Annotated in this window: 26 protein-coding genes and 1 tRNA gene; 13 read left to right on the top strand and 14 right to left on the bottom strand. The window is 33.3% G+C overall.

Going from position 1 to position 24,815, the window contains the following annotated elements; genetic code table 11:
- The first annotated feature begins 112 nt into the window (after nucleotides 1-112).
- The 8 genes from ACGK9U_RS05610 to ACGK9U_RS05575 all read left to right on the top strand — a co-directional run bounded on the left by ACGK9U_RS05610 (nucleotide 113) and on the right by ACGK9U_RS05575 (nucleotide 11,485).
- Nucleotides 113-2,116 (top strand): alpha-L-arabinofuranosidase C-terminal domain-containing protein, encoded by a 2,004-nt coding sequence (locus ACGK9U_RS05610; RefSeq protein WP_394465386.1) that lies wholly within the window; start codon nucleotides 113-115, stop codon nucleotides 2,114-2,116.
- 140 nt (nucleotides 2,117-2,256) lie between these two features.
- Entirely contained in the window at nucleotides 2,257-3,129 is an 873-nt protein-coding gene (locus tag ACGK9U_RS05605; RefSeq protein ID WP_394465385.1) for an inositol oxygenase family protein, read from the top strand.
- 91 nt (nucleotides 3,130-3,220) lie between these two features.
- Complete coding sequence (locus ACGK9U_RS05600; protein ID WP_394465384.1) at nucleotides 3,221-4,798, top strand: solute:sodium symporter family transporter; 1,578 nt, start codon at nucleotides 3,221-3,223, stop codon at nucleotides 4,796-4,798.
- A 10-nt stretch (nucleotides 4,799-4,808) separates the two neighbouring features.
- Nucleotides 4,809-5,951: an acyltransferase family protein gene (locus tag ACGK9U_RS05595; protein WP_394465383.1), complete on the top strand. Its 1,143-nt coding sequence runs from the start codon at nucleotides 4,809-4,811 to the stop codon at nucleotides 5,949-5,951.
- A 112-nt stretch (nucleotides 5,952-6,063) separates the two neighbouring features.
- Nucleotides 6,064-7,395, top strand: a complete 1,332-nt coding sequence (gene fucP / locus ACGK9U_RS05590) for an L-fucose:H+ symporter permease (RefSeq protein ID WP_394465382.1) — start codon at nucleotides 6,064-6,066, stop codon at nucleotides 7,393-7,395.
- Between the two features lie 565 nt (nucleotides 7,396-7,960).
- The gene (locus tag ACGK9U_RS05585; RefSeq protein ID WP_394465381.1) at nucleotides 7,961-9,880 is read left to right on the top strand and encodes a tetratricopeptide repeat protein; all 1,920 of its coding nucleotides are present in this window, start codon (nucleotides 7,961-7,963) and stop codon (nucleotides 9,878-9,880) included.
- Nucleotides 9,881-9,883: 3 nt separating this feature from the next.
- Nucleotides 9,884-10,549: a response regulator gene (locus ACGK9U_RS05580; RefSeq protein ID WP_394465380.1), complete on the top strand. Its 666-nt coding sequence runs from the start codon at nucleotides 9,884-9,886 to the stop codon at nucleotides 10,547-10,549.
- Nucleotides 10,550-10,759: 210 nt separating this feature from the next.
- A complete protein-coding gene (locus ACGK9U_RS05575) occupies nucleotides 10,760-11,485 on the top strand; it encodes a hypothetical protein (protein WP_394465379.1) in 726 nt (241 codons plus the stop codon).
- Nucleotides 11,486-11,591: 106 nt separating this feature from the next.
- On the opposite strand, the gene ACGK9U_RS05570 is transcribed toward ACGK9U_RS05575, so the two are convergent.
- Nucleotides 11,592-11,804, bottom strand: coding sequence for a hypothetical protein (locus tag ACGK9U_RS05570; protein ID WP_394465378.1), 213 nt, complete (start codon nucleotides 11,802-11,804; stop codon nucleotides 11,592-11,594).
- A 54-nt stretch (nucleotides 11,805-11,858) separates the two neighbouring features.
- Nucleotides 11,859-11,932 (bottom strand) — tRNA-Met (locus ACGK9U_RS05565).
- Nucleotides 11,933-12,062: 130 nt separating this feature from the next.
- Here ACGK9U_RS05565 and ACGK9U_RS05560 point away from each other — a divergent pair.
- Together ACGK9U_RS05560 and ACGK9U_RS05555 are read left to right on the top strand one after the other, a co-directional pair.
- Complete coding sequence (locus ACGK9U_RS05560; protein ID WP_394465377.1) at nucleotides 12,063-12,452, top strand: START-like domain-containing protein; 390 nt, start codon at nucleotides 12,063-12,065, stop codon at nucleotides 12,450-12,452.
- A 56-nt stretch (nucleotides 12,453-12,508) separates the two neighbouring features.
- Nucleotides 12,509-13,351 (top strand): aminotransferase class IV, encoded by an 843-nt coding sequence (locus tag ACGK9U_RS05555; protein ID WP_394465376.1) that lies wholly within the window; start codon nucleotides 12,509-12,511, stop codon nucleotides 13,349-13,351.
- Here the strand turns inward: ACGK9U_RS05555 and ACGK9U_RS05550 are convergent.
- From ACGK9U_RS05550 to ACGK9U_RS05530, 5 genes are all read right to left on the bottom strand, one after another.
- Complete coding sequence (locus ACGK9U_RS05550) at nucleotides 13,348-13,908, bottom strand: YqgE/AlgH family protein (RefSeq protein WP_394465375.1); 561 nt, start codon at nucleotides 13,906-13,908, stop codon at nucleotides 13,348-13,350. The genes ACGK9U_RS05555 and ACGK9U_RS05550 overlap by 4 nt on opposite strands.
- 122 nt (nucleotides 13,909-14,030) lie before the next feature.
- A complete protein-coding gene (locus ACGK9U_RS05545; RefSeq protein ID WP_117178369.1) occupies nucleotides 14,031-14,303 on the bottom strand; it encodes an HU family DNA-binding protein in 273 nt (90 codons plus the stop codon).
- A gap of 189 nt (nucleotides 14,304-14,492) precedes the next feature.
- Nucleotides 14,493-15,440: a methionyl-tRNA formyltransferase gene (gene fmt / locus ACGK9U_RS05540; protein WP_394465374.1), complete on the bottom strand. Its 948-nt coding sequence runs from the start codon at nucleotides 15,438-15,440 to the stop codon at nucleotides 14,493-14,495.
- Nucleotides 15,437-17,341, bottom strand: coding sequence for an ATP-dependent DNA helicase RecQ (locus tag ACGK9U_RS05535; RefSeq protein WP_394465373.1), 1,905 nt, complete (start codon nucleotides 17,339-17,341; stop codon nucleotides 15,437-15,439). The genes fmt and ACGK9U_RS05535 overlap by 4 nt, the downstream gene beginning before the upstream one ends.
- Complete coding sequence (locus ACGK9U_RS05530; protein WP_394465372.1) at nucleotides 17,342-17,881, bottom strand: AAA family ATPase; 540 nt, start codon at nucleotides 17,879-17,881, stop codon at nucleotides 17,342-17,344.
- Between the two features lie 343 nt (nucleotides 17,882-18,224).
- Here ACGK9U_RS05530 and ACGK9U_RS05525 point away from each other — a divergent pair, with 343 nt between their 5' ends.
- The 3 genes from ACGK9U_RS05525 to murA all read left to right on the top strand — a co-directional run bounded on the left by ACGK9U_RS05525 (nucleotide 18,225) and on the right by murA (nucleotide 20,559).
- A complete protein-coding gene (locus ACGK9U_RS05525; RefSeq protein WP_394465371.1) occupies nucleotides 18,225-18,518 on the top strand; it encodes a DUF493 domain-containing protein in 294 nt (97 codons plus the stop codon).
- A gap of 65 nt (nucleotides 18,519-18,583) precedes the next feature.
- Entirely contained in the window at nucleotides 18,584-19,243 is a 660-nt protein-coding gene (locus tag ACGK9U_RS05520) for a DUF4290 domain-containing protein (RefSeq protein WP_394465370.1), read from the top strand.
- Between the two features lie 5 nt (nucleotides 19,244-19,248).
- On the top strand, nucleotides 19,249-20,559 hold the full coding sequence (murA, locus tag ACGK9U_RS05515) for a UDP-N-acetylglucosamine 1-carboxyvinyltransferase (RefSeq protein WP_394465369.1): 1,311 nt from the start codon (nucleotides 19,249-19,251) through the stop codon (nucleotides 20,557-20,559).
- A gap of 90 nt (nucleotides 20,560-20,649) precedes the next feature.
- On the opposite strand, the gene ACGK9U_RS05510 is transcribed toward murA, so the two are convergent.
- From ACGK9U_RS05510 to ACGK9U_RS05480, 7 genes are all read right to left on the bottom strand, one after another.
- Nucleotides 20,650-20,865, bottom strand: a complete 216-nt coding sequence (locus ACGK9U_RS05510; protein ID WP_394465368.1) for a hypothetical protein — start codon at nucleotides 20,863-20,865, stop codon at nucleotides 20,650-20,652.
- Between the two features lie 107 nt (nucleotides 20,866-20,972).
- Nucleotides 20,973-21,257: a hypothetical protein gene (locus ACGK9U_RS05505; RefSeq protein ID WP_394465367.1), complete on the bottom strand. Its 285-nt coding sequence runs from the start codon at nucleotides 21,255-21,257 to the stop codon at nucleotides 20,973-20,975.
- Nucleotides 21,258-21,352: 95 nt separating this feature from the next.
- On the bottom strand, nucleotides 21,353-22,657 hold the full coding sequence (locus ACGK9U_RS05500; RefSeq protein WP_394465366.1) for a cryptochrome/photolyase family protein: 1,305 nt from the start codon (nucleotides 22,655-22,657) through the stop codon (nucleotides 21,353-21,355).
- A complete protein-coding gene (locus ACGK9U_RS05495; RefSeq protein ID WP_394465365.1) occupies nucleotides 22,658-23,119 on the bottom strand; it encodes a cell division inhibitor in 462 nt (153 codons plus the stop codon).
- Between the two features lie 3 nt (nucleotides 23,120-23,122).
- A complete protein-coding gene (locus tag ACGK9U_RS05490) occupies nucleotides 23,123-23,584 on the bottom strand; it encodes a TspO/MBR family protein (protein WP_394465364.1) in 462 nt (153 codons plus the stop codon).
- On the bottom strand, nucleotides 23,581-24,096 hold the full coding sequence (locus tag ACGK9U_RS05485) for a glutathione peroxidase (protein ID WP_394465570.1): 516 nt from the start codon (nucleotides 24,094-24,096) through the stop codon (nucleotides 23,581-23,583). Before ACGK9U_RS05485 ends, ACGK9U_RS05490 begins: the two co-directional genes overlap by 4 nt.
- Nucleotides 24,097-24,127: 31 nt before the next feature.
- On the bottom strand, nucleotides 24,128-24,811 hold the full coding sequence (locus tag ACGK9U_RS05480; protein WP_394465363.1) for an SDR family NAD(P)-dependent oxidoreductase: 684 nt from the start codon (nucleotides 24,809-24,811) through the stop codon (nucleotides 24,128-24,130).
- Between the last annotated feature and the right edge of the window lie 4 nt (nucleotides 24,812-24,815).

Genomic DNA, 24,815 nt, shown 5'->3' with positions numbered 1-24,815 from the left:
CTTATAAATTTTATTTTCGTAATCAATAATAAGCCTTTTTAATCATTGAGCTTTTAGAATCACCATTTATAGTTTTGGTTATTATAAAAGATTTGAAAATAAACTTGATAAAATGAATAAAACATTACTAAGCCTTGCCATAGTGGTTGCTATGGCTTTTAAAACCTCTGCACAAACAACAAATACAGCAACCATAGATGCCACAAGTGGCAATAACAATATTATTAGCAAATACATTTATAGTCAGTTTTCAGAACATTTAGGCAATTGTATTTATGATGGTATTTGGGTAGGGAAGGATTCTAAAATTCCAAACCAAGCTGGTATTAGAACAGATATTGTGGAGGCTCTAAAAAAAATACAAGTACCGGCTTTAAGATGGCCTGGTGGTTGTTTTGCCGATGAATACCATTGGAAGGATGGTATTGGTTTAACAAAGGATAGGCCAAAAATGATTAATACCAACTGGGGTGTTGTAACAGAAGACAATAGTTTTGGAACGGATGAATTTATGGATTTATGCCAAAAGCTAGATTGTGAGGCTTATATAAGCGGAAACTTAGGAAGTGGAACTGTTCAAGAAATGTCTCAGTGGGTGGAATACCTTAATTCAGATAACGTGAGCCCAATGACTGATCTACGTAAACAAAACGGTCGAGAAAAATCATACGGAGTTAAATTTTGGGGTGTTGGTAACGAATCATGGGGTTGTGGTGGAAAAATGAAAGCACAGTACTATGCAGACAAAGCACTCCAATTTTCTACGTTTCTTAGAAATTATGGTTCCAATAATTTAAAGCAAATTGCAGTTGGTCCAAATGCGACCGATTACAATTGGACCGATGTTTTGATGCGAGAAACGGGTACTCATTTTTGGGGAATATCACTTCATTATTACACAACTTTGAATGGTTCGGCCACAAATTTTAAAGAAAGTGAATGGTTTAAGGTGATGCAATCTACGCTTAAAATGGAGGAAATTATAGAAAAACATGCCGCGATTATGGATACGTATGATCCCTATAAAAAAGTAGGACTTGTGGTAGACGAATGGGGGACTTGGTTTGATGTCGAGCCAAATACAAATCCTGGATTTCTGTATCAGCAGAATTCATTACGAGATGCTTTAGTCGCAGGCGTCAACCTGAATATATTTAACAATCATAGCGATCGCGTTAAAATGACTTGTATTGCGCAAGTCGTTAATGTGCTTCAGTCCATGATACTTACCAAAGGAGAAAACATGGTGCTTACACCAACGTATTATGTTTTTGATATGTTTAAAGTTCACCAAGATGCTTATTTGGTTCCGTCAGAATTGAGTTGTGAAAATTATATGTATGAAGGTGCATCTGTTCCTGCACTTAATATGTCATCTTCAATCGATAATGATGGTAAAATGCATATTTCCATTTGTAATTTACACGCCACCAAAAATGAGAAATTAGTATGCAATTTAAAAGGATTCGATCCGATAGGCGTAACGGGAAAAATTATAACGGCCAATAAACTGAATGCTTACAATAGCTTTGATGATCCTAATCAAATTAGTGATAAATTATTCTCAGATTTCAGTTTTAAAAAGAATCAGTTAACTATAAATATACCACCACATTCAGTAATAACACTGGAGGTAGATGGTGACTTAAATTTAGATAACGAATCCGTTAAACTTAAAAAGCCAGTAAAAGGCATTAAGTACAAACTTTATGATGGTGATTGGGAAGTGATTCCCGATTATAAAAATTTACAACCTATAAAAACGGGCTTGGTAAACAATATTGTATTTCCTGAAGATATTCCTAGAAGTAATTTTCTATTGGTTTATGATGGTTTTATTAAAATTGAAAAGGATGGATTATATAACTTTTCATTAGCTTCAGATGATGGTGCTAAACTGTTTGTAAATAATAAGATGGTCATTAATAATGATGGTCGCCATGGGACAGTAGAACGTGAAGGAATTAAATATTTAGGAAAAGGATTTTATCCTTTCAGGTTAGAATATTTTCAAGCAGGTGGAGGTAAAGTTTTAGAATTAAATAAGCTTGTAAAAGTGGACAATAGTTATGAGCCCGTGAAATTTAAAGATGAAGACTTTTGGCATGAGAAGTAGATTGTAAGCTGTTTTTTAAGGGTAATTAATTGAATTGTATGGTTTTAATTTAAATTTTATCCATGTTTTTGATGGAATTATCCATTGTAATATTTATTTCAATTTATAATTTGGTCTTCTAACTTTTTAATATAATTCTTATGAAAAAACCAATAGACACAGACAATCCATTACATAATTTAGATGCGTGGGAAGATGATTTGCTAATGAGATATCCAGATCCATCTGTAAAGAAAAAGGAAAAGGAGGAATTTAGAAATTATGTAGATTCTGATAGACAGGAAACGGTCAAAGAGTTTTATAGAATAAATCACACCTATCAAACCTATGATTTTGTTTGCAGCAAGGAAGAAGAATTTTTGAAGTTTAACAAAAAGGAAATGTCCATTTGGGAAGCCGTAGAATTTTTAAACACGCTTGTTGATGATAGTGATCCAGATATTGATCTAGATCAAACACAACACCTATTGCAAACTTCAGAAGCCATAAGAGCCGATGGTCATCCAGATTGGTTTGTGCTTACTGGTTTTTTACATGATTTAGGTAAAGTGCTATGTCTTTTTGGTGAACCACAATGGGCTGTTGTTGGTGATACGTTTCCGGTAGGTTGTGCCTATTCAGATAAAATAGTGTATCCAGAATTTTTTAAAGATAATCCAGATTATTCAGATAAACGTTTTAACACTAAGTTTGGTGTTTACTCTGAACATTGCGGATTGGATAATGTAAAAATGAGTTGGGGTCACGACGAATATCTTTATCAAATAATGAAAGACTATTTGCCAGAACCCGCTTTATATATGATTCGATTTCATTCGTTTTACTCACAGCATAGAGACAACGCTTATGCGCATTTAATGAATGATAAAGATGTTGAAATGTTTGAGTGGGTTAAAAAATTCAACCCTTATGATTTATATACAAAAGCACCTGTTAAGCCAGATGTTGAAGCGTTGCTTCCCTATTACAAAGCATTAGTAGCAAAGTATTTACCTGAAAAATTGAAGTTTTAAAATTTAGGTCTTCAATATTTTTTTACTCTTAAATGTTTAGATGAAATTAATTTTTATGTAAACATAGTATTTTAAATTAAACCAGCTAACCATGTATACTGTTATTACTTTTATTGCCTTTACGGCCTTTGTCGCCTTCTATTCTTGGTTTAAACTGAGAAAGGAAAAATTAGGTTCCAAAGACGGCTATTTTCTTGGCGGAAGAAGTTTAACAGGTGTGGTTATTGCGGGGTCCATGTTACTTACTAATATTTCGACAGAGCATCTTATCGGCATGAATGGCTCTTCTTATAAAAATGGCTTTATTATTATTGCTTGGGAGGTAACATCTGCTTTGGCCTTAGTAGCAGCAGCTATTTATTTTATTCCAAAATATCTTAAAATGGGATTAACTACAATCCCTCAATATTTAGAAAAAAGGTTTGATAATGCGACTCGAACATTAGTAGCGTTATTTTTAATGATATCATTTATTGTAACATTAATCCCCATTGTTCTTTATACGGGCGCGATAAACATTGAAAGTATATTTAATATTTCAGAGGTTTTAGAAGTTTCTAAAGAAGAAGGGTTGTGGATTACAGTAGTTCTAATAGGTATATTAGGTTCCATTTATGCCATTTTTGGAGGTTTAAAAGCGGTTGCTGTTTCAGATACTATTAATGGTTACGGCCTTTTATTAGGTGGTCTTTTGATTCCCTTATTGGCATTAATAAGTATCGGGGATGGAAATCCGTTAGAAGGTTTAAGTAAAGTCTATTTAAACAGTCCGGAAAAATTTAACGTTATTGGGGCGAAAGATTCCGTTTTACCTTTTGAAGTGCTTTTTACGGGGTTGATTATAAATCAGCTTTATTTTTGGTGTATGAATCAAACAATCATTCAGCGAGCGTTTGGAGCAAAGAATTTAGTTGAGGCACAAAAAGGATTGTTATTTACGGGCGTTTTAAAAATATTAGTTCCGATTATTATTATTTTACCTGGTGTGATTGGGTTTTATTATTTCGGTGATTCTCTTTACGAAAATCAAGATATGATTTACCCTGAGTTAATAAAGAAAGTATTACCTGTTGGCTTAGTGGGTGTTTTTGCAGCTATTGTGTTAGGAGCCGTTTTGAGTACTTTTAATAGTGTCCTTAATAGCGCTGCAACTATATTTAGTATTGATATTTATAAGAGGCATTTAGACAAAACATGTAGTGATAAAAAATTAGTTAGAATAGGAAGGTTAACCTCTACCATTTTAGCTGTTTTCGGAATTCTAGCAGCTCCTATGGTTGCCGATGCGCCAGATGGTCTGTATCAATTATTACAACAATTAAATGGCATCTTTTTTATACCCATCGCTTCTATTATGTTAGCCGGCTTTTTTCTGAAAAAAATATCGGCTATGGGAGCAAAAGTAGCGCTTTTTGTAGGCCTTGCATTTTATATATTAATCACATTTATTTTTAATGTAAATATTCACTTTGTACATATATGGGGTATTGAATTTGTGTTGAATTTAACTGTCATGTTCGGCGTTTCTCATTTTTATCCTCCAAATTCAGAATTTAAAAATGAAGATTTACATATTGTAGACATGAAATCATGGAAATATACCAAACCAATGGCAATAATGCTTTGCCTAACTACCATTCTCATATACGTGTTATTGGGAAATAATTAAATTATAATTAATGAAAGAAAAAATCACTAAAGAATCTACACGCTTTTTATCGCTGGATGTATTTAGAGGATTAACAATCTGTCTAATGATTATTGTTAATACGCCAGGTACAGGGGCGCATTTATATCCTTATTTAGTGCATGCCGAATGGTTTGGTTTTACCCTAGCCGATTTGGTATTTCCTTCCTTTCTATTCGCCGTGGGTAATGCCATGAGTTTTTCTATGGTTCGATTAAAACACGCCAATGCAGATGTTTTTTGGAAAAAAATTTTAAGAAGAACTGCTTTTATATTTTTATTTGGGTTTTTAATGTATTGGTTTCCTTTTTTTAAGCAAGGCATAGATGGTTCTTGGGAATTCAAACCGCTATCCGAAACGCGTATTATGGGTGTTTTGCAACGTATTGCGTTATGTTACTTTTTCGCATCCATCATTTTTTATTATATATCGAAAAAGGCAGCAGTCATTTTATCTGTTTTTATTTTGTTAGCTTACTGGATAATTTTATATGTTTTTGGGCTCTCGGGAGAAGAGTTGTCTATGGCCACAAACGCAGTAACCAGATTAGATTTATCCATTTTGGGACATGGGCATATCTACAAAAGAGATAGTATTCCATTTGATCCAGAAGGCATTTTAAGTACGTTGCCATCTATTGTAAATGTGCTTGTAGGATATCTAGCTGGTGTATTTGTACAGGAAAAAGGAAAATCTTTTGAGGGTATTTCTAAATTACTCATAGCCGGGTTTATTTTAGCCGCATTAGCACTTTGGTGGGACTTGATTTTCCCAATGTCTAAAAAACTTTGGACAAGCCCATTCGTTTTGTATACAGTGGGATTAGATTTAAGCATTATGGCTGTTTTAATTTATGCTATTGAAATACGAAAAGTAACATTCGGTGTTGCGTTTTTTGACGTTTTTGGTAAAAACCCTTTATTTATTTACCTCTTTTCTGAGTTATTCTATATCATTTTACGCCTTATTCCAGTAGGTTCAGGATTAGATGCTTTTGAATGGGTGAGCGAACGTATTTTTCAAAATGTATTTCCTGGGTCATTTGGATCTTTTGTAACTGCCATTGTATTTATGCTTTTGTGCTGGTCGCTTGGTTGGTGGCTAAACAAAAAGCGTATCTATATTAAAATTTAATTACAAGTGTCATTTGATTTATGAAGCTTTTATAAAGGAAATGATAACCTTATTCATACTTTATTATATTTCTTAAGAAAAAAATAATACTTACAAACCCGTATTGCCATATATGAAAGATTTTAAAAAAATACCAGTTGTATCAAAAAAGATGCTACTTCCATTTATTTTAGTTACCTCATTATTTGCACTTTGGGGCTTCGCTAATGCTGTGACAGACCCAATGGTACAAGCGTTTAAAAAAGTTTTAGAACTTTCTAATTCGCAAGCCGCATGGGTACAAATGGCTTTTTATGGTGGTTACTTTTGTATGGCATTACCAGCCGCCATGTTTATGCGAAAGTATTCATATAAAGTTGGGGTTTTAATAGGTTTAGGGCTTTATGCAATTGGTGCCCTGTTATTTTATCCTGCTGCAATTACAGAGCAATTTTGGTTCTTTTGTTTAGGACTTTATATTTTAACTTTTGGCTTGGCCTTCTTGGAAACTGCTGCAAATCCATATGCTTTAGCTATGGGAGCGAAAGAAACGGCGACACAACGTTTAAATTTGGCACAAGCTTTTAATCCGGTAGGTTTAATATTAGGTTTGTTTGTGGCACAACAATTTGTTTTAAAGAATTTACAATCGGACGATGTAAAAGATTTTAGTGCGTTAGATAAAGCTTCAAAAGTTTTAATTAAAACCTCAGATTTATTAGTAATACGAAATCCTTATGTTATATTGGGATTAGTCTTAATAGGTGTTTTTATTTTATTCGTGGTAAGTAAAATGCCTCAATCAAAAGAGGAAGGAGAGATGCCAAGAGTAGGAGATACCTTTGTTATTTTAAGTAAAAATAAAAAGTACATATTAGGAGTTTTGGCTCAGATTTTATATGTGGGTGCTCAAATTATGTGTTGGACTTATATTTATCAATATGCTGAAGCGATAATGATAGATAGCGTAACTGCTGGATATTACCAAATGGGGGCTTTTATAATATTTACTTTAGGGAGGGCTGTTGGAACCTATTTACTACGTTTTATGAGTTCGGGTAAACTACTAATGTACTTTGCTATTTTAGCAATTGTTTTTTCTGGAGGAACTATCTTGATTCAAGGAATGATAGGTTTGTATAGTTTGGTAGTTATATCCTTTTGTATGTCATTAATGTTTCCAACCATTTATGGTATTGCGTTAGGCGATTTAACAGAAGAACAATCTAAAGTGGGGTCTGCTGGTTTGATTATGGCTATTGTTGGAGGTGCTTTAATGCCTAAATTGCAAGGTTTGATAATAGATATAGGAGGGAATGGTGTAGCAGATACTAAAATTTTAGGAGTTTCTGAGGTCAATTTTTCTTTTATACTACCTTTATTATGCTTTGTTTATATTGCTTGGTATGGTTTAAGAGTGTACAAAAGGCATGAAGCATCAGATGATATATTGCATAGCGTATAACTGTCAATAACTAAATTGTATATTCTTTGGAGGATAGGGTGGGTAAAGTGAGCCACTTGCGGTGGGTGAAAGAGAGCATAAAAACAAATTAAGGCAATTAAGAAACACATTGAAAACTTCTCTGGGGTAAGTATGGAATCCAATGGAAATAGGACAAGGAAGACTATCGGTTTTGAGGTTTCTGACCATGAGGACATAACCAGTAGTATACTTCTTTACTACAGCACTCCACACTTCCCAAAAGAGAGAAGTCTCTTTAAAATCATTAGCGTGTTGCTATAAAGCAAAACTATCTAAGCAAAACTTGGACAGCAACACTATTGTCAAATATTTAATAAAACAACGTGAAAAAAAGACACTTAATATTATTTACGGTTTTCCTTAATATGGCATTATTCTCTTGTACACCACAAGCAATATCTGAACAAAAAAAATCAACTACAGAGCAAGAAACTTCAGGTGATGACGGATAAATTTTACCACCTGAAGATTAAGGTAATGGAAAAAATAATAAAATTCTTTTTATCAATAATAGTAACTAACAATTTGTTGTTAATTTAGAGGAATGAAAGTTATAAAAACATCATTCCTTTTTTTTTGTTTATATCTAGCTAGCTTCGTTTTAACTAATGGCACTAATCTTTATGCTCAAGAAAAGACAGATAGTTTAAATTATTATTACAAACTTAGTTTAGATACAACCCAAAGTATCCCAACCAACTTACTTTATGCCAATAAATTAATTGATCTTTCCATCAAGAAAAACAACGTCTATTATAGATTGAATGGATTAAATAGAAAAAGCTATTTGCATTCTAAACAAGGAGATTTTAATACGGCAATCTCAACGGCAAAAAGGCTTTTAAAGGAAAGTAAAAAAGCACAAGACTCTTCTAATCTTTTATTAGCTTATAGAAAGTTAGCTGATTATAGCAGGTTAAGTGATAGTCTTTTGAATGCCTATTCATATTATCAAGAACACAAGGCTTTAAATGTTTTATTTAGAGATTCCTTAGGTATTATTAGAGATTTAAGGTTTATGTCCAGTATTCAATATAAATTGGGCTTACTTTATGAAAGCGAATCTACTGCAGTTGAAGCAATAACACTATTGGACCACCTAAATGAGTCTAGTGCTACAACCGATGCAAAAGTTGGTCTATATAATCATTTGGGCATTATTTATAAAGAAATAGGTAATTATGATCGCGCTTTAGAGCACTATAATAAGCTTTTATCTATTACTAAAAACATTCATTATCTAAACATAATTCATGGTAATGTAGCCAATGTTTATAAGGAGCAGGGTAATTACAATTTGGCTTTAGTTGAATTTAAAAAAGTCTATGAAAACAGCATAAAGTCTAATAATAATAAAGAAATAGCACGAGCTTTAAATAATTTGGCTTTTGTAAAATCAAAGTTAAATTACCCTGAAGCTTTATCAGAGATGAAAAAGGCTTTGGAAATAAGAAAAAAGGAAAATGATTATTCTGATCTTTTTTCAAGTTATGTTGCATTGGCAGAACATTTCACAGACAGAAATAACAAAATCCAAGCTAAGATTTATTCTAATAAGGCTTATGAGATCTCTTTGAAAACAAAAAATAAGCTAGATAGGCTTAAAGCGCTCTCGTTTATAGTTGAACTTGAAAATGGAGCAAAAATAAGAGAGTACAAAAACTTAACTGATAGTATAGCCACCGCAAAACAAAATAATGAAAATAAGTTTGCTTACATAAAGTACAATTACAATAAAAAGGAAAAAGAAGCCCAAGAAATTAAGATAAAATATATACAAAGTGAATTAAAAGTAGCAAAAGAAAAATCCAATAAAACAATCTACCAATCGGTTACTTTAATGGTTTTAATGCTAACTATTTTTCTGTATTTCATAATAAAATCAAGGCATAAAAAAGAAAAGTTACAAGAGGTATATATTACTGAATCCAGAATATCAAAAAAGGTGCATGACGAAGTAGCTAATGATGTTTATCACATTATGACTAAACTACAAAGTGATAAAAGTTTAAAGGAAAATATTTTAGATGATTTGGAACATGTTTATTTTAAAACAAGGGATATTTCAAAAGAAAACAGCATCCTTGATGTTCATGAAGATTACAACGAACTTTTAAAAGACTTGCTTCTGAGTTATAAGAACGATTCGATTAATGTCATAACACAGAATATCTCAAAAATAGACTGGAACACCTTAACAGAATTAAAAAAAATGACCCTTTTCAGAGTTTTACAGGAACTCATGACGAACATGCGTAAGCATAGTTATGCTTCGTTGGTCGTCCTATCTTTTAAAACATCTGGAAAAACGATAATTATAGATTATAAAGATAATGGGGTTGGTTGCAACCTTATTAAACACAATGGGTTACGTAATACGGAAAACCGTATGGCATCTATAAACGGAACTATTACTTTTGAATCAGAACCTGGAAACGGGTTTAAAGTTCAAATAACTGTATAACATATGTTTACTAAAGTTTTAGTTTCCGAAGATATGGAGGACATCAGCAAAGGGGTGCATACATCTCTTTGTGAATTGGGAGTAAAAGAGATTCAAAACGTGCAGTATTGTGATGATGCTTATTTAAAAATTAAAAAAGCCATATTAGACGATGCACCTTTTCAACTATTAATATCGGATCTTTCTTTTAAATCGGACTACCGAGAACAAAAGTTTCCATCTGGGGAAGACTTAATTAAAAAACTGAAGGAAGAATACCCTTCGCTAAAAATCATTGTCTATTCAATTGAAGACCGCCTTCAAAAGGTACGAACTTTAATAACAGATTATAATGTAGACGGCTATGTTTGTAAAAGCCGAAGAGGCTTAACTGAATTATCAAAGGCCATTAAAAGTGTTCTAGACCATAAACTTTATTTGTCTCCTGAAGTAGCGCAGGCGTTTAACTCAAATAACAATTTGGAAATAGACGATTTTGATGTTCACTTATTAAAACTATTGTCAGAAGGATTTTCTCAGGAAGAAATAAGCACTTATTTTAAAAACAATAATATTTCTCCTAGCAGCCTAAGTTCTATAGAAAAGCGATTAAATAAACTACGCATAGAATTTAAAGCGAATAACGCTATACACTTAGTGGCTATCGTAAAAGATTTAGGGCTTATTTAATTTTCATAACTACGGGTTTCCGTAACAAACACATTTTTAAAAGTATTAGGTTTGTTTCGCTATTAATTAATGCTATTTATTGGCAATTTTGAGGGAGAACCTAAAAAACACGTTAATAAAACGTGTTTTTTTTTGTAATGAGGATTTCCGTAAAAACAAAATAAGCTAGGATGGTATTTTTAACACATAAAAACTAACCAATATTTTAAAATGAAAAAAATAGTATTATTTATCATGGTTGTCACTTGTTTATTCCCTAAACAAATAAAAGCTCAAAACGATGGTGCAATTGTAGCTGGTGTAGCCGGAGGCTTGCTGGCTATAGGAGCTGGTATAGCGGCAGTAGAGCAAATGAAAGAGCGAGCAGAGTTAACGGCAACTCAATGGGTTTTGTCTAATCACCCAGAACTCAGTAGCTTTTCATTAAAAACATTAGATTTTGATGGGAAAAAAGTTAAAGACATGTCATCAACTTCGGTGATATCTTTTAAAATACAGGAGTTTACGCCTTCTGATAAACCAGAACTTAATGAAAAAAAACAGGTATTATTTGGGTTTACCAGTTATGGTTGGATTAATGAATACGGAATTGATTTCAATAAAGTAAAATGGTATTTAATTGACGATGCCGAATGGATGAAAATGATGATTTCTTATGTAAAAGTATCATCAGAGCAAAAAAATGAATTAGCAATAAAAGAAACCCTGACTAAAGGAAAGGTGGTTAATAATGGTGTAAAAGTAAAAAGTAAGTTGGAAATTCCTTTTTTTAAACTAGATGGAGATATGTATTTAGTTACAGATTATTCACCAGAAATGAAATTAGTTTACAATGAAAAATCTTTAGGCATATTTTTAAAACAAACCAAAGATTTGGTTCAAATTGGTAGAGGAGATGTTATTAAGATACACGAATTCTTTTTTGATGAAGATTAATTAAGAAATAGAAGTGAATTAAATTTTCAAGCCTTACGGAATCCTATAAGGTTTTTTTATAAAAGTAGTTTACGTTTGAAGAATGGAACATTTAGAATTTAAAAAATCATGGCAGTAAAACATGTACCAACACAAGAAGTCCATATTTGGAATTTCGGAAAGAAAAATATACGTACCAACGCTTGCTTAAATCGCCATTGGCACTATAGATTTTTGGGGTGCTGAAAAATTTTTTAATTTGCAAGTTGTGTACTGAATCGTGTTCTAAATCGTGTTCACTTTCGTGTTCAAAGATAAATAATTCATTTAATGTAGACATAAAAAAACGGTTTAGAGTGAACTAAACCGTTTGTTTATGGGCAATTTCGAATTGTAGCGAGAGGGGGGCACGATCCCCCGACCTCCGGGTTATGAATCCGACGCTCTAACCAACTGAGCTACCTCGCCTAATTTAAGGCTGCAAATATAAAAACAAAATTATTGTCTGCAAAGATTACTTAAGTAAATTATTATTAAAATTTATTACGGTACTTATTAATTAATGTATATATTGGGAACTTAATATTTTATAGTACTTATGGACGAAAAAATTAAATTTGAAATTGAATTTACAATACAAGCATCACCTCAATTAATCTATCAATATATCTCAACACCTTCTGGTTTATCGGAATGGTTTTCAGATAATGTGAATTCTAGAGGTGAATTATTTACTTTTATTTGGGATGATAGCGAGGAAAAAGCAAAATTGATAAGCAAAAAAACTGGCGAGCGTATTAAATTTAGATGGTTGAACGATGATGAAGACCAAACATCCTATTTTGAAATTAAAATTCAGGTAGATGAAATTACCAAAGATGTATCGCTAATTATCACCGATTTTGCCGAAGAAGACGAAGTTGAAGAATCTAAAATGCTTTGGGAAAATCAAATTTCTAGTTTAAAGCAAGTATTGGGTTCTGCCTAATTCAAAATAATATATTTAAATTATATTTGTCCCGAATTTACTTCGGGACTTTTTTTATGACAAATTTTAACGGAACAATTACAGCAGATAATCAATTTATATCAATAAACAATCGAGGATATGCCTATGGCGACGCCCTTTTTGAAACCATAAAATCATCACACGGTAAATTGTTGTTTTGGGAAGATCATTATTTCAGATTGATGGCTTCTATGCGTATTATGCGTATGGAAATCCCTATGAGTTTTACCATGGAATTTCTTGAAGAACAAATTCAAAACACTTTAAAGGCCAACAATTTAGCCAACGCATCGGCAAGGGTTAAATTATTGGTTCATAGAAACGAAGGCGGATTGTATTTGCCAACTGACAACGATGTGAGTTTTGCAATAGTTGCTAAGCAAATAGAAAATGATTTTTATGTGTTTAATGATGGTTTTTATGAAGTTGATTTGTTTAAAGATTATTACGTGTCACCCAGTTTACTTTCTACCTTAAAAACGAATAATAAAGCGCTTCATGTTGTTGGAAGTATTTATGCTAAAGAAAATAAGCTACATAATTGTTTGGTTTTAAATACCAACAAGCATGTTATTGAAGCATTAAACGGCAATGTGTTTGTTGTAAAAGGAAATGTTATTAAAACCCCACCGGTGAATGATGGTTGCCTAAAAGGGGTGATGCGAAAACAAATTATAGAGATTTTAAAAAAGATGCCGGAATATGAATTGATAGAAGAATCGGTGTCGCCATTTGAACTTCAAAAAGCCGATGAAATTTTTATAACCAATGTTATTGTTGGTATTCAATCTGTCTCAAAATATCGTAAAAAAACGTTTAATACAGAAGTATCAAAATCAATTCTACAAAAACTAAATGTGAAGTTACGTTTAAGTTAGTTATAGTTTGGGTTTTCTGGCGCGTTGCTCCAAATGCTGTATTCGTCACCAAACTCTAACATTTTTTCCTTCCAAAAGGTTTCGTAGTTTTTTTCGATGATGCTGTTTTTATAAATGTTTTCGGTAACCACCCACGAATTTAATTTTAGTTCCTTTTCTAACTGGTCAGCATCCCATCCCGAATACCCTAAAAAGAATTTAATGTCGTTTTCACTTATAATTTCTTTAGCAATAAGTTCAGCCACATTATTAAAATCACCACCCCAATAAATACCCAATGAAATTTCAATACTATTAGGAATTAAGTGTGGTACTTTATGGATAAAGTATAAATTATCCTGTTCTACGGGGCCACCATTATAAACCTTAAAATTCGCTTCTACTTCAGGTACCAAATCGTTTATGTTATAATCTAATGGTTTGTTTAAAATGAAACCAATAGAACCTTCCGAAGAATGGTCTGCTAATAAAATAATGGATCGGTTAAAAGAAACATCGCCAATAATGGTAGGTTCAGCGATTAACAAATTGCCTTTTTTTGGTGTTGATGTTACCATACTATTGAGGAATTAGTAACTAAATCTAATATTTTTTTATTAAAAAAGCAACTGTTTTGGTGAAATATAAAAAAAATGCCTTCAATTTTTGAAGGCATTTTTAATATGAAAGATGTAAATACTTAGTTTACAGCGTTTGATAAATCTGCTCCAGCTTTAAACTTAACAACTTTTTTAGCTTTAATTTTGATAGTAGCTCCAGTTTGTGGGTTTCTACCTTCTCTTGCAGCTCTTTTAGAAACTGACCAAGAGCCAAATCCTACTAAAGAAACACGGTTACCTTTTTGTAAAGCACCTTCAATTTCAATAAGTGCACATTCTAATGCTTTTTTTGCAGCTGCTTTAGTAATTCCAGCGTGTTCTGCCATTGCATCGATTAAATCTGTTTTGTTCATAATAAAAAATTTAATATTAATAAAATTGGTTAAACATTTTGTTAAATCCTTCTACAAATTTATACGGATTATGCAATCATGCAAGTAATAGCAAGGGAAATGCACGTTATTGTTGATAAATAAACACTTTTGTTAATAAAGAATACATGTTTTATCGATAAAATGAACAATCTCAATGAGAATAGGGGGTTAGAGCATTTTGGCATTTGCTTCAAAAGCGTATCCATTTAAAAGCGATCTTACATCCATGCTGCGTTTACCAGGAAACTTTATTTCCTTAATAATTATGTAACCGTTTGATACGGCGACTTTTAATTCTTTTTTTGTTGAAATAATGGAGCCAATACTTTGGTTATGCGCTTCCGTTGCTGTTTCTGCTTCATATATTTTTACATCTAAACTATCGGCGCCATTTATTAGAGTACACCACGCCGCAGGGTATGGGCTTAAACCTCTAATTAGGTTGTAGATGTTTTTTAAAGAATCGTTCCAATCAATCTTGCAGTTATCCCTATCTAGCTTGTAAGCGGTTTTTACATCGTCTGATTCCTTTTGAGGAATGGTTTTAACCGCTCCCTCTTTTATAAGTTCAACTGTTTTTAAAACCAATTGGCTACCAATGTCCATTAATTTATCGTGAAGGCTGCCTGCATTTTCTTCTGGTAATATATCAATAGTTTCTTGAAGAATCATGTCTCCGGTATCAATTTTTTCATCAATAAAAAAGGTTGAAACACCGGTTTTTGTTTCGCCATTGATAATTGCCCAATTAATGGGGGCGGCACCACGATAGTTCGGTAATAAAGAAGCGTGCAGATTAAACGTGCCGTATTCTGGCATTTGCCAAACTACTTTGGGCAGCATTCTAAAAGCAACAACAATTTGCAGGTTGGCGTTTAATGCTTTTAGTTCGTTTAAAAAATTGTCGTTTTTTAAATTTGTAGGTTGTAAAACGTTTAGGTTTTGTGATAAGGCGTATTGTTTTACGGCACTTTCGTTCAATTTTTGTCCGCGTCCCGCAGGTTTATCCGGTGCGGTTATAACACCCACAACATTATATTGGTTTTCTACTAAAGTTTTTAAAGTGGCTACGGCAAAGTCGGGCGTACCCATAAATACAATTCTTAAATTCCTCATAAATGACTTAATTTATATGTGTTTGTTGGTGTTATCTTTATTATTTGGTGTTCTAAAAGTAGTTTTAAAACGTTTTTTAATTCGGCTTCGTTACAATTTAAAGCAGCAATAATGTTTCGTGATGATTGGTCGCCAGTTTCCAACAATTCAATAATGCGTTTTTTAATTGTATTGCTGTCTTGTGGCTTTACAGCTTTTTTTGTGCTTGTACATACCGAACAGATACCACAGGGTTTTGCATTGGTTTCTCCAAAATAGGAGAGGAGTTGCACGCTTTTACATACTGAATCATTCTCAATATAATCAAGCACCGATTTAACTTGAAACTTTTTTAAATCGTTTTGTTGTTCGATGATGGAGGCAATCCGGTTGATGGTTTTATCATCTTCACGCGGTTCTATAAAGGTAACTTGCGCATCGGTTTTTGCTAGATGCAAGTTGATAACTTCATCGCTTGCTAACTTTTGAAGTACTTGCGTTACAGTGTTTTCTGAAGTAGATGCTTTTTCGGAAATTTTGCCCAAATCAATTTTGCAATCATGGTCAAAAATACCACCATACATACGAAGCATCGATTTTACAATTAAATTGAAATTGGTATGGTTTTCTAAATAACTGAAAAGTGTTGCACTTGAAACAATAAATTGTGCCGTTACTTTATTTTTGAATTGTTTTGATAGCGTAATGATGCTATTTCTGTCCAATAACAATAAAGCATTATATGCTAAAATCGCATTGAAATTGTAGGCTTTACAAAAAGAATTAAAGTCGAAATCAAAGGTCGTGTATTCGCCTTCACCATACGATATTTGGAAGTAGCTGCATAATTTTCGGTAAACTTGCTTAACAAAATCTACCGTTGGCAAAACACTTAAAAATTGATTTTTTACAGATACTTCATCACTATTGTTTTTTAAAATAACAGCAAAAGCTTTTTCGCCATTACGCCCCACACGACCCGCTTCCTGAAAATAACTCTCCATGCTTTCGGGCAGGTTTAAATGGATAACCGTTTTTACATCGGGTTTGTCTATGCCCATACCAAAGGCATTGGTAGCAACCATCACTTGTTTTTGGTTTTGCAACCAAAGCGTCATGTTTGTGTCTTTTTCTGTATTGGGCAAACCACCATGATAAAAGGTAGCCGAAATATTTTTGGATTCTAAAAAAGAACACACATCTAAAGTTAATTTTCTATTTCGAACGTAAATGATAGATGGTTCTTTGTATTTTTTTAAAATGGTTTCAATGCGGTAGTATTTATCGTTTTCATGGTACACCATATAGCCCAAATTGGGTCTGGAAAACGATTGTTTGAATATTTTAGGTTGAATAAAATCGAGCTCCTTTATGATATCATCTACCACTTTTGGGGTTGCCGATGCGGTTAATGCTACTACATTTACGGTGGGTTGTAGTTGACGTAACAACGCAATGTTTTTGTAGGCAGGTCTGAAATCGCTACCCCATTGCGAGATGCAATGCGCTTCATCTACCGCAATTAAATTTACATGCATTTGCTTGATGCGGTCTTGTACCAATTCTTGTTGTAAACGCTCGGGCGAGAGGTACAAAAACTTGTAATTACCATAAATACAATTATCCAAAAGCGTATCCAACTGGCTGTATGTGATGCCACTGGTGAGTGCCATGGCTTTAATGCCTTTATCGTTTAACTGCTGAACTTGGTCTTTCATTAATGCAATTAAAGGCGAAATAACCACGCAAATACCTTCTTTTGCCAATGCCGGAATTTGAAAACATAAGGATTTACCACCACCTGTTGGTAGTAGTACAAACGTATCTTCCCCTTCAATAACGGCGTTTATAATGGCCTCTTGTTCGGGGCGGAATTCGGTGAAATTCCAATAGCGTTCCAGTATGTTTATGGGTTGTTCCATTTATGCTTTTAACAGGCTTAAAATGTAATCGGTTCGGTTTTCAACGGTACCAAAAGGCACATCAATTAATTTGTAGTTGAATTTTTGGTAGGTATTTAACAAATGGTCGTGTATTTCCAAGGCTTGTTCAAAACTTTCATAACGCTCATTATCGCTGGTATAAATGGTTTCCCAAGGTTTTAGGATAAAAACGATGTCGTATTCAGTTTTTTTGCAGGTGTTGATAAAATGTTGTGGATAGGTGTCGCCAATAAAATCCATATAGGCCAGCACATCGGGAACGCCTCTGTCAAAAAAAACAAGGTCGGATTGTAGTTTGTTGGCGTCTTCAAATTGTTGTTTTCTGCCTTTTAAAAGCAATTCGCTAAACAATAAGGGTTCGGTTAAAAACAATTGGTCTATGCCTTTTTTTTTAGCGTCTAGAATAATTTGACGCGAAATTTCTTCAAGACACGTGTAACCGCGTTTGATGAGTTCGTTTATTAAAGTCGATTTTCCAGTGCCTGGGCCACCAGTTATTACAATCTTTTTGGTATTCAATAGAGAAATTTTATGCTGTAAATTTATGAATTATGAATTAAGAATTACGAATTAAGAATTACGAATTTACAATTACAGCTTTGATAGGTGCTGCGTTTGAGATTTGCCTGCGGGGAGGTGTGTTAGGGATAGAAGCGGTATCCTTTTTAAAAATTAATGAGACAAAATTATGGTTCTTAGCGCAAATAAGTAGATTGGTTTGTCCTTTATACAGGCGAAAATTTTTTAAAAAGATATAGCGGATAGCCCGACCCGAGGGAGGAGGGGAACGCCCAAATTTTAAGTATTTTTATTTTTTTGTAATACACTTACTAAACGTATATTTGCAGTAGATAAAAACACTATGAGTACACCTCCAAATTCGGATGAATTTTACGAAAAATTAAGAGCACAATTATACGATACAGCTAGTTGGCCATCGGAATATTTATATAAATTTATTATTAAATCGGATGTTTCCAATATTGCCAAGGTGGAATCTATATTTGATAATATGGGGGCTGTTATTAACACCATCGAGTCTAAAAACGGCAAATACACGAGCATTTCTGTAAATGTTTTGTTGAAAAATCCTGAGGTTGTTATAGAAAAGTACAAAGAAGTAGCAGAAAAAGTAGAAGGCGTAATAAGTCTTTAGTTTTTTTTTGTATTTTGCACAGGCATAACAACTACATGCCCAAATATTAACTCTACACATTTATTTTGACGATAGACGAATTAGAATACAACACAGAGCGTGAACATTTGATTATACCTGAATATGGACGCCACATGCAGAAAATGATCAATCATGCTAAAACTTTAGAAACCAAAGAAGAACGCAATAAAGTTGCAAGAGGCATTATTGCGGTAATGGGAAATATGCAACCGCATTTAAGAGATGTTCCAGATTTCCAACACAAACTTTGGGATCAACTTTTCATCATGTCTAATTTTGAATTGGATGTGGATTCTGATTACCCAAAGCCTACAAAGGAACTTTTGGAGGAACGTCCAGAACCTTTAAAATACCCACAGAATTTCCCTAAATACCGTTTTTATGGAAACAATATAAAAACCATGATTGATGTTGCCAATACATGGGAAGAAGGCGACTTAAAAGAAGCCTTAACCTATACCATTGCCAACCACATGAAAAAGTGTTTTCTAAATTGGAATAAAGACACGGTGGAGGATGATGTTATTTATCAGCATTTATACGAACTTTCGGGTGGAAAAATAAATTTGAAAAATTCGGAAGAAGACTTAACGGACGCTACAAGTTTAATGCGTACCAAAACGAAATTTTCTAATAGCAATAGTAACAAAAAAGGTGGGCATCATAAAAAGAGCTCCTCTAGTCATAAAAGAAAACGCTTCTAAACTATATGGGAACATTTAAAATTGAAGGTGGCCATCAACTAAAAGGTAGTATACAGCCACAAGGTGCAAAAAACGAAGCGCTACAAATCTTATGTGCGGTTTTGCTAACGCCAGAATTGGTTACCATTAAAAACATCCCCGATATTGTTGATGTTAATAAGCTTATTAACTTACTTAAAAAACTAGGTGTTAAAATTGAAAAATTAGAACACGGTACGTATACATTTCAAGCGGATGAGGTTAACTTAAAATACTTAGAATCGGATGAGTTTAAGGTAGATGGACGTGGTTTACGTGGTTCTATCATGATTGTTGGGCCTATGCTAGCTCGTTTTGGTAAAGGCTATATTCCTAAACCGGGAGGTGATAAAATTGGGCGTCGTCGTTTAGATACACATTTTGAAGGCCTTATTAATTTAGGGGCTAAATTTAGATACAGTAAAGAAGAACAGTTTTATGGTGTAGAATCCAAAAAGCTGAAAGGTACTTATATGCTTTTAGAAGAAGCATCGGTAACAGGAACTGCCAATATAGTTATGGCAGCAGTGTTGGCCGAAGGTCGTACTACCATATACAATGCAGCTTGCGAGCCTTATTTACAGCAATTATGCAAAATGTTAAATCGTATGGGTGCTAAAATTAGCGGCGTAGGGTCTAATATGCTTATTATTGATGGGGTTGAAGCTTTAGGAGGCACAGAACATACCATGTTGCCCGATATGATTGAAATTGGTAGCTGGATTGGTCTTGCGGCTATGACAAAAAGTGAACTTACCATTACCAACGTTTCTTGGGATGATTTAGGAGTCATTCCTTCTGTTTTTAGAAAACTAGGAATTACTGTTGAAAGACGAGGTGATGATATTTATATTCCTGCACATACCAAAGGTTACGAAATACAAAGTTTTATTGATGGGTCTATCTTAACCATTGCCGATGCGCCGTGGCCAGGATTTACGCCCGATTTATTGAGCATTATTTTGGTAGTAGCTACCCAAGCTAGAGGAAGTGTACTTATCCATCAAAAAATGTTTGAAAGCCGCTTGTTTTTTGTTGATAAATTGATTGATATGGGGGCGAAGATTATTCTTTGCGATCCGCACAGAGCTACCGTAATTGGTCATGACTTTAAATCGACATTGAAAGCAACCACCATGAGTTCGCCTGATATTCGTGCTGGGGTTTCGTTGCTTATTGCAGCGCTTTCAGCAAAAGGAACATCAACCATTCAAAATATAGAGCAAATAGATCGTGGTTATGAGCGATTTGATGAGCGTTTACGTGCTATTGGTGCTAAGATTGAGAGAATAGATTAAAATTTAAGAAATACACATATTAAGTCTATATTATTTTGATAGTTTGAGGCTTAAAACAAAAAATCACGTATAAAACGTGTTTTTTTGTTTTTAAGGTCTTCCTTTTAGCCTTTTTTCAATTTTCTGTTTAATGCTTGTTAACCGTTTCATAAGATCCATTATTTTGGGGTCTTGTTCCTTTTTATAGATGGTATTCAAGTTTAATATAAGGTCTTTTGCTTCTCTAGATGCTTCTATGCGTTCGCTTGTTGTTTTAAAAGTTTGCTTCCGTTGTTCAAACTCTAAAGCAGTTTCAATAATCTTCATGAATTTTGTTATATTTTAATAGATTTCTGATGATTTTTTATCAGAATTTTGCAAGATACTAAATATAAAAGGGTTGAAAGATTATAATAGCTACTATTAAGTATAATTTAACTACCGGCTAATGGTGTTCCAAAAATACCAACAGCTATTTCGGCCCAAATAAGTATAAACACTAAAATTATGAATAGAATGAGCGTTACTCGGTGCTTAAATTTAGTCACTTTTCTTAAAACAAATTCACATAATAATCCAGTACCAAGTAGCAAACTTCCCATAGTTAAAAAGTCGGTTGTGTCCCAATCAACTTCATTTGTAAATTGCATGGCAATGAATGGAATGAGTAATAGGACGCCTATTATCATTAAAATAATATGAAGTCTTTTTATTTTCATAAATAAGAGGAATTAAAGTAAAATAAACTAGGTAAAGTTTACATGAAATTTACTTATACTAAATTTAGTTAATTTTTATGAAAGCATAAAATAAACTATGATAATGCAGTTTTATAAGTTTGCAAACAACGTTCTCTAGCAAATTTATGATCTACTATAGGTGTTGGGTAGGTGAGTTCTTGAAATTCAGGCACCCACTTTTTAATATATTCCAAGTTTTTATCGAACTTTTCAATTTGTGTGGTTGGGTTAAATATGCGGAAATAAGGTGCTGCATCTACACCACAACCAGCTACCCATTGCCAATTACCTATATTGCTAGCAAGCTCATAATCGTGTAGTTTTTCAGCAAAATAAGCTTCGCCCCAGCGCCAATCTATAAGCAAGTGTTTGCATAAAAAACTACCAACCAACATACGTACACGGTTGTGCAAAAAACCTGTTTGGTTAAGTTGTCGCATACCCGCATCAACCAAAGGATAACCTGTGTTGCCTTCGCACCATAGTTTGAATTCCGCTTCATTATTTCTCCATACAATGCGGTCGTATTGAGGCTTAAAACTTTCTGTTACTGTATGCGGAAAGTGCCAAAGAATCATCATGAAAAATTCGCGCCAAATAAGTTCTTGCCAGAAAGTTTCGTTTTGTTCGGCAGTGGCCTCTTGCATCATTTTTCGTAAGCTTACGGTACCAAAACGTAAATGAGGTCCTAATTTTGATGTCGTGTCTTTTGAAGGGAAATTTCGTGTTGCTTCGTAGTTTTGTATAAGGGTTGGGGTTATTGTATAATCGGATATTTTTTGATTTGAAATTTTAAAACCAATATCCGATAATTTTAAATTGGGTAAATCTTGGTTTTTGATGAGATTATTTAGAAGTGGTTTTGTGTCAAATGTTTCTAAATCTTTAGTTTTAAAAGTGGCTTTCCACGTTTTCATATACGGCGTGTAAACCATATACGGTGTGCCATCTGCTTTTACAATGTCATCTTTTTCAAAAACAACTTGGTCTTTAAAGGTTTTGAATTCGATGTTGTTTTCAGCTAAAAAAGTTTGAATTTCTAAATCGCGTTCCTTGGCATATGGTTCATAATCATGATTGGTATATACCGAATTGATATTATAATCTTCAATCAGTTGGTAAAAAATATTCAATGGTTTTCCGTGATAGATTGCAACACCGCTATTGTATTTTTCCCAAAGTGTTTTTCTAATGTTTTGTAATGAATGGTGAATAAATGTAACCCGAGCATCATCTTTTGGGAGCTTCTCTAAAATCTCCGTATCGAAAATAAAAATAGGAAGTACGGGTTGGTTTCCACTTAAAGCTTCAAATAGGCCGTGGTTATCATCCAATCGTAAATCACGACGAAACCAAAATATGTTCATTGTTTGTTTCATTTAATATTTACCAAATAATTCTTCAAGCTTTTTTGTTCTGTAATTAAAAATTTCTTCCAATTTTGGTTTTACTAAAAAGGGATGCATCCATTGCCCTAAGACTCCAAAAGGTATTTTGTAATCAATAATATCTTCCATTTCTACACCTCCATTTATTTCTTTTAAAAAGTGTTTATGGTGCCACAAGGCGTAGGGACCAAAACGTTGTTCGTCTACAAAATAATATTTATCTACAACATGCGTAATTTCGGTAACCCACTTGGTTTTAATACCTAAAACGGGTGTTACAATATATTGGATTATTTGTCCTGAATACATGGGTTTATCTGCGCCTGAAAGTATTTGAAACCCCATATAATCTGGTGTAATGGTTTTTAGGTTTCTGGGGTTTGATAAAAAATCCCAAGCTTCTTGTATGGAAATGGGAAGATTTTGTTTTTTATGGAGCGTGTAGATTTTCATGGTTTAATTGTAAAGGAGTATATAGAGATTTAAAGAAGAAGCTATACACAGCCATAGAAAATAAGGGAGTATGAAAAGTGTTTTGTACGATAATAGTTTTTTAAAATCATACAGAAATACAGTGATAATGGCTGTTAACAATAAAATAACGATAAGCCCCAAAGTGATGAGATGCTGATTAAAAAACACATAATTCCAACCAACATTTAAAATAAACTGTATGGTAAAAAGTGTTTTTACCTTAGTGTTTGGAAGTAGTTTGTATAGATATGCCATATAGATTGAAAAGCATAGCATGATACTGTTCCAAGCGGTAGCAAAAACCCAACCAGGTGGCGTCCAAGGAGCTTTGTTAAGTTGCAGGTACCATTCGGTTTGCGGACCATTTTTCATAAGTAAAACACCAATGCCTAATGCAGCAAAATTGATGATTAAAAAAACGAAGAAGTATTTTAAAGTTTTCATTGTAAATGTTTTGTGATTTTTTCGCTTAATGGTTTGGTAACTGAAAAATAATAATCTACCAGTTGTCCTTTTGGACTAACCAAATATTTTTGAAAATTCCATTTAACTGATGAATCGGTTTTTCCATTTTTAGATTGCTTTGTAAGCCATTGGTATAATGGATGTTGGTTCGTACCTTTAATATCTATTTTTTCGGTCATTAAAAATGTAACTCCGTAATTGGCTTTACAAAATGTTTCAATTTCTTTGAAAGTTCCGGGTTCTTGATCACCAAATTGGTTGCACGGAACACCTATAACTACTAGTTTGTCTTTATAAGTTTCGTGTAATTTTTGCAAATCTTCGTATTGACCCGTAAAACCACATTTAGAAGCCACATTTACAAATAAGATGTGTTTGCCTTTAAAAAGTGCCAAATCAATGGGTTGTTCCTGTAAACTATTTATTTTGATATTGTAAATAGATTCAGAAGGTTCTGTTTGCGCTTTAGATTTTGAGAAAAATGATAACATAAGGCTTAATAAAATTAGTTTTTTCATGTGTTTATATTTTAAAAGATACGATGCCGTAATCCATTTGGAAAATTTGACCAGAAAATGAAGCGGCTTTGTCTGATAGTAAAAATATTGTCATTTGAGCAACCTCTTCAGGGTTTAATGTTTTTTTAAGAGGATGGCGTTCTGTAATGGTTTCTCTCATTTTATCGTTTCGTAATAACTTTGAAGCTAAGTCTGTATTGGTAACTGTTGGAGCAATACCATTAATACGAACAGTTGGGGCAAGTTCTGCGCCTAACGATTTCACCAAACCTTCGATACCCGATTTTGCCGTGGCAATACTTGCATGGTAAGGCATGCCAAGTTTAGAAGCTACCGTGCTAAACAATACTATAGATGGTTTGTTTCCTTTTTTTAGAACATCTAGATATTTCTGTATGGTTTTTACGGCACCAAGAACATTAATTTCAAAGTCATCACGAAATTCATCCAAACTCAATCTGGAAATAGGTTTTAAGTTGATGCTTCCTGGGCAATAAACCAATCCGTTTAAAGAATTAATTTCTGGTAATTCATCCTTTAAAATATCGCATGTATAATGTGTTAAATTAACATGGGTTAATTCAGGAGCTGTTCTGCTTATGTTTATCACTTTGTGGGTTTCTACCAAGTTTTTTAAAATGGCATTTCCAATACCCTTACTTCCGCCAATAATTGCAATTGTATCCATGTTT

The sequence above is a fragment of the Mariniflexile sp. HNIBRBA6329 genome (genome assembly GCF_043558645.1).
GTDB lineage: Bacteria > Bacteroidota > Bacteroidia > Flavobacteriales > Flavobacteriaceae > Mariniflexile.
The sequence above is the reverse complement of the archived record's forward strand: the minus strand, read 5'-3'. Positions and strand labels throughout refer to the sequence as shown.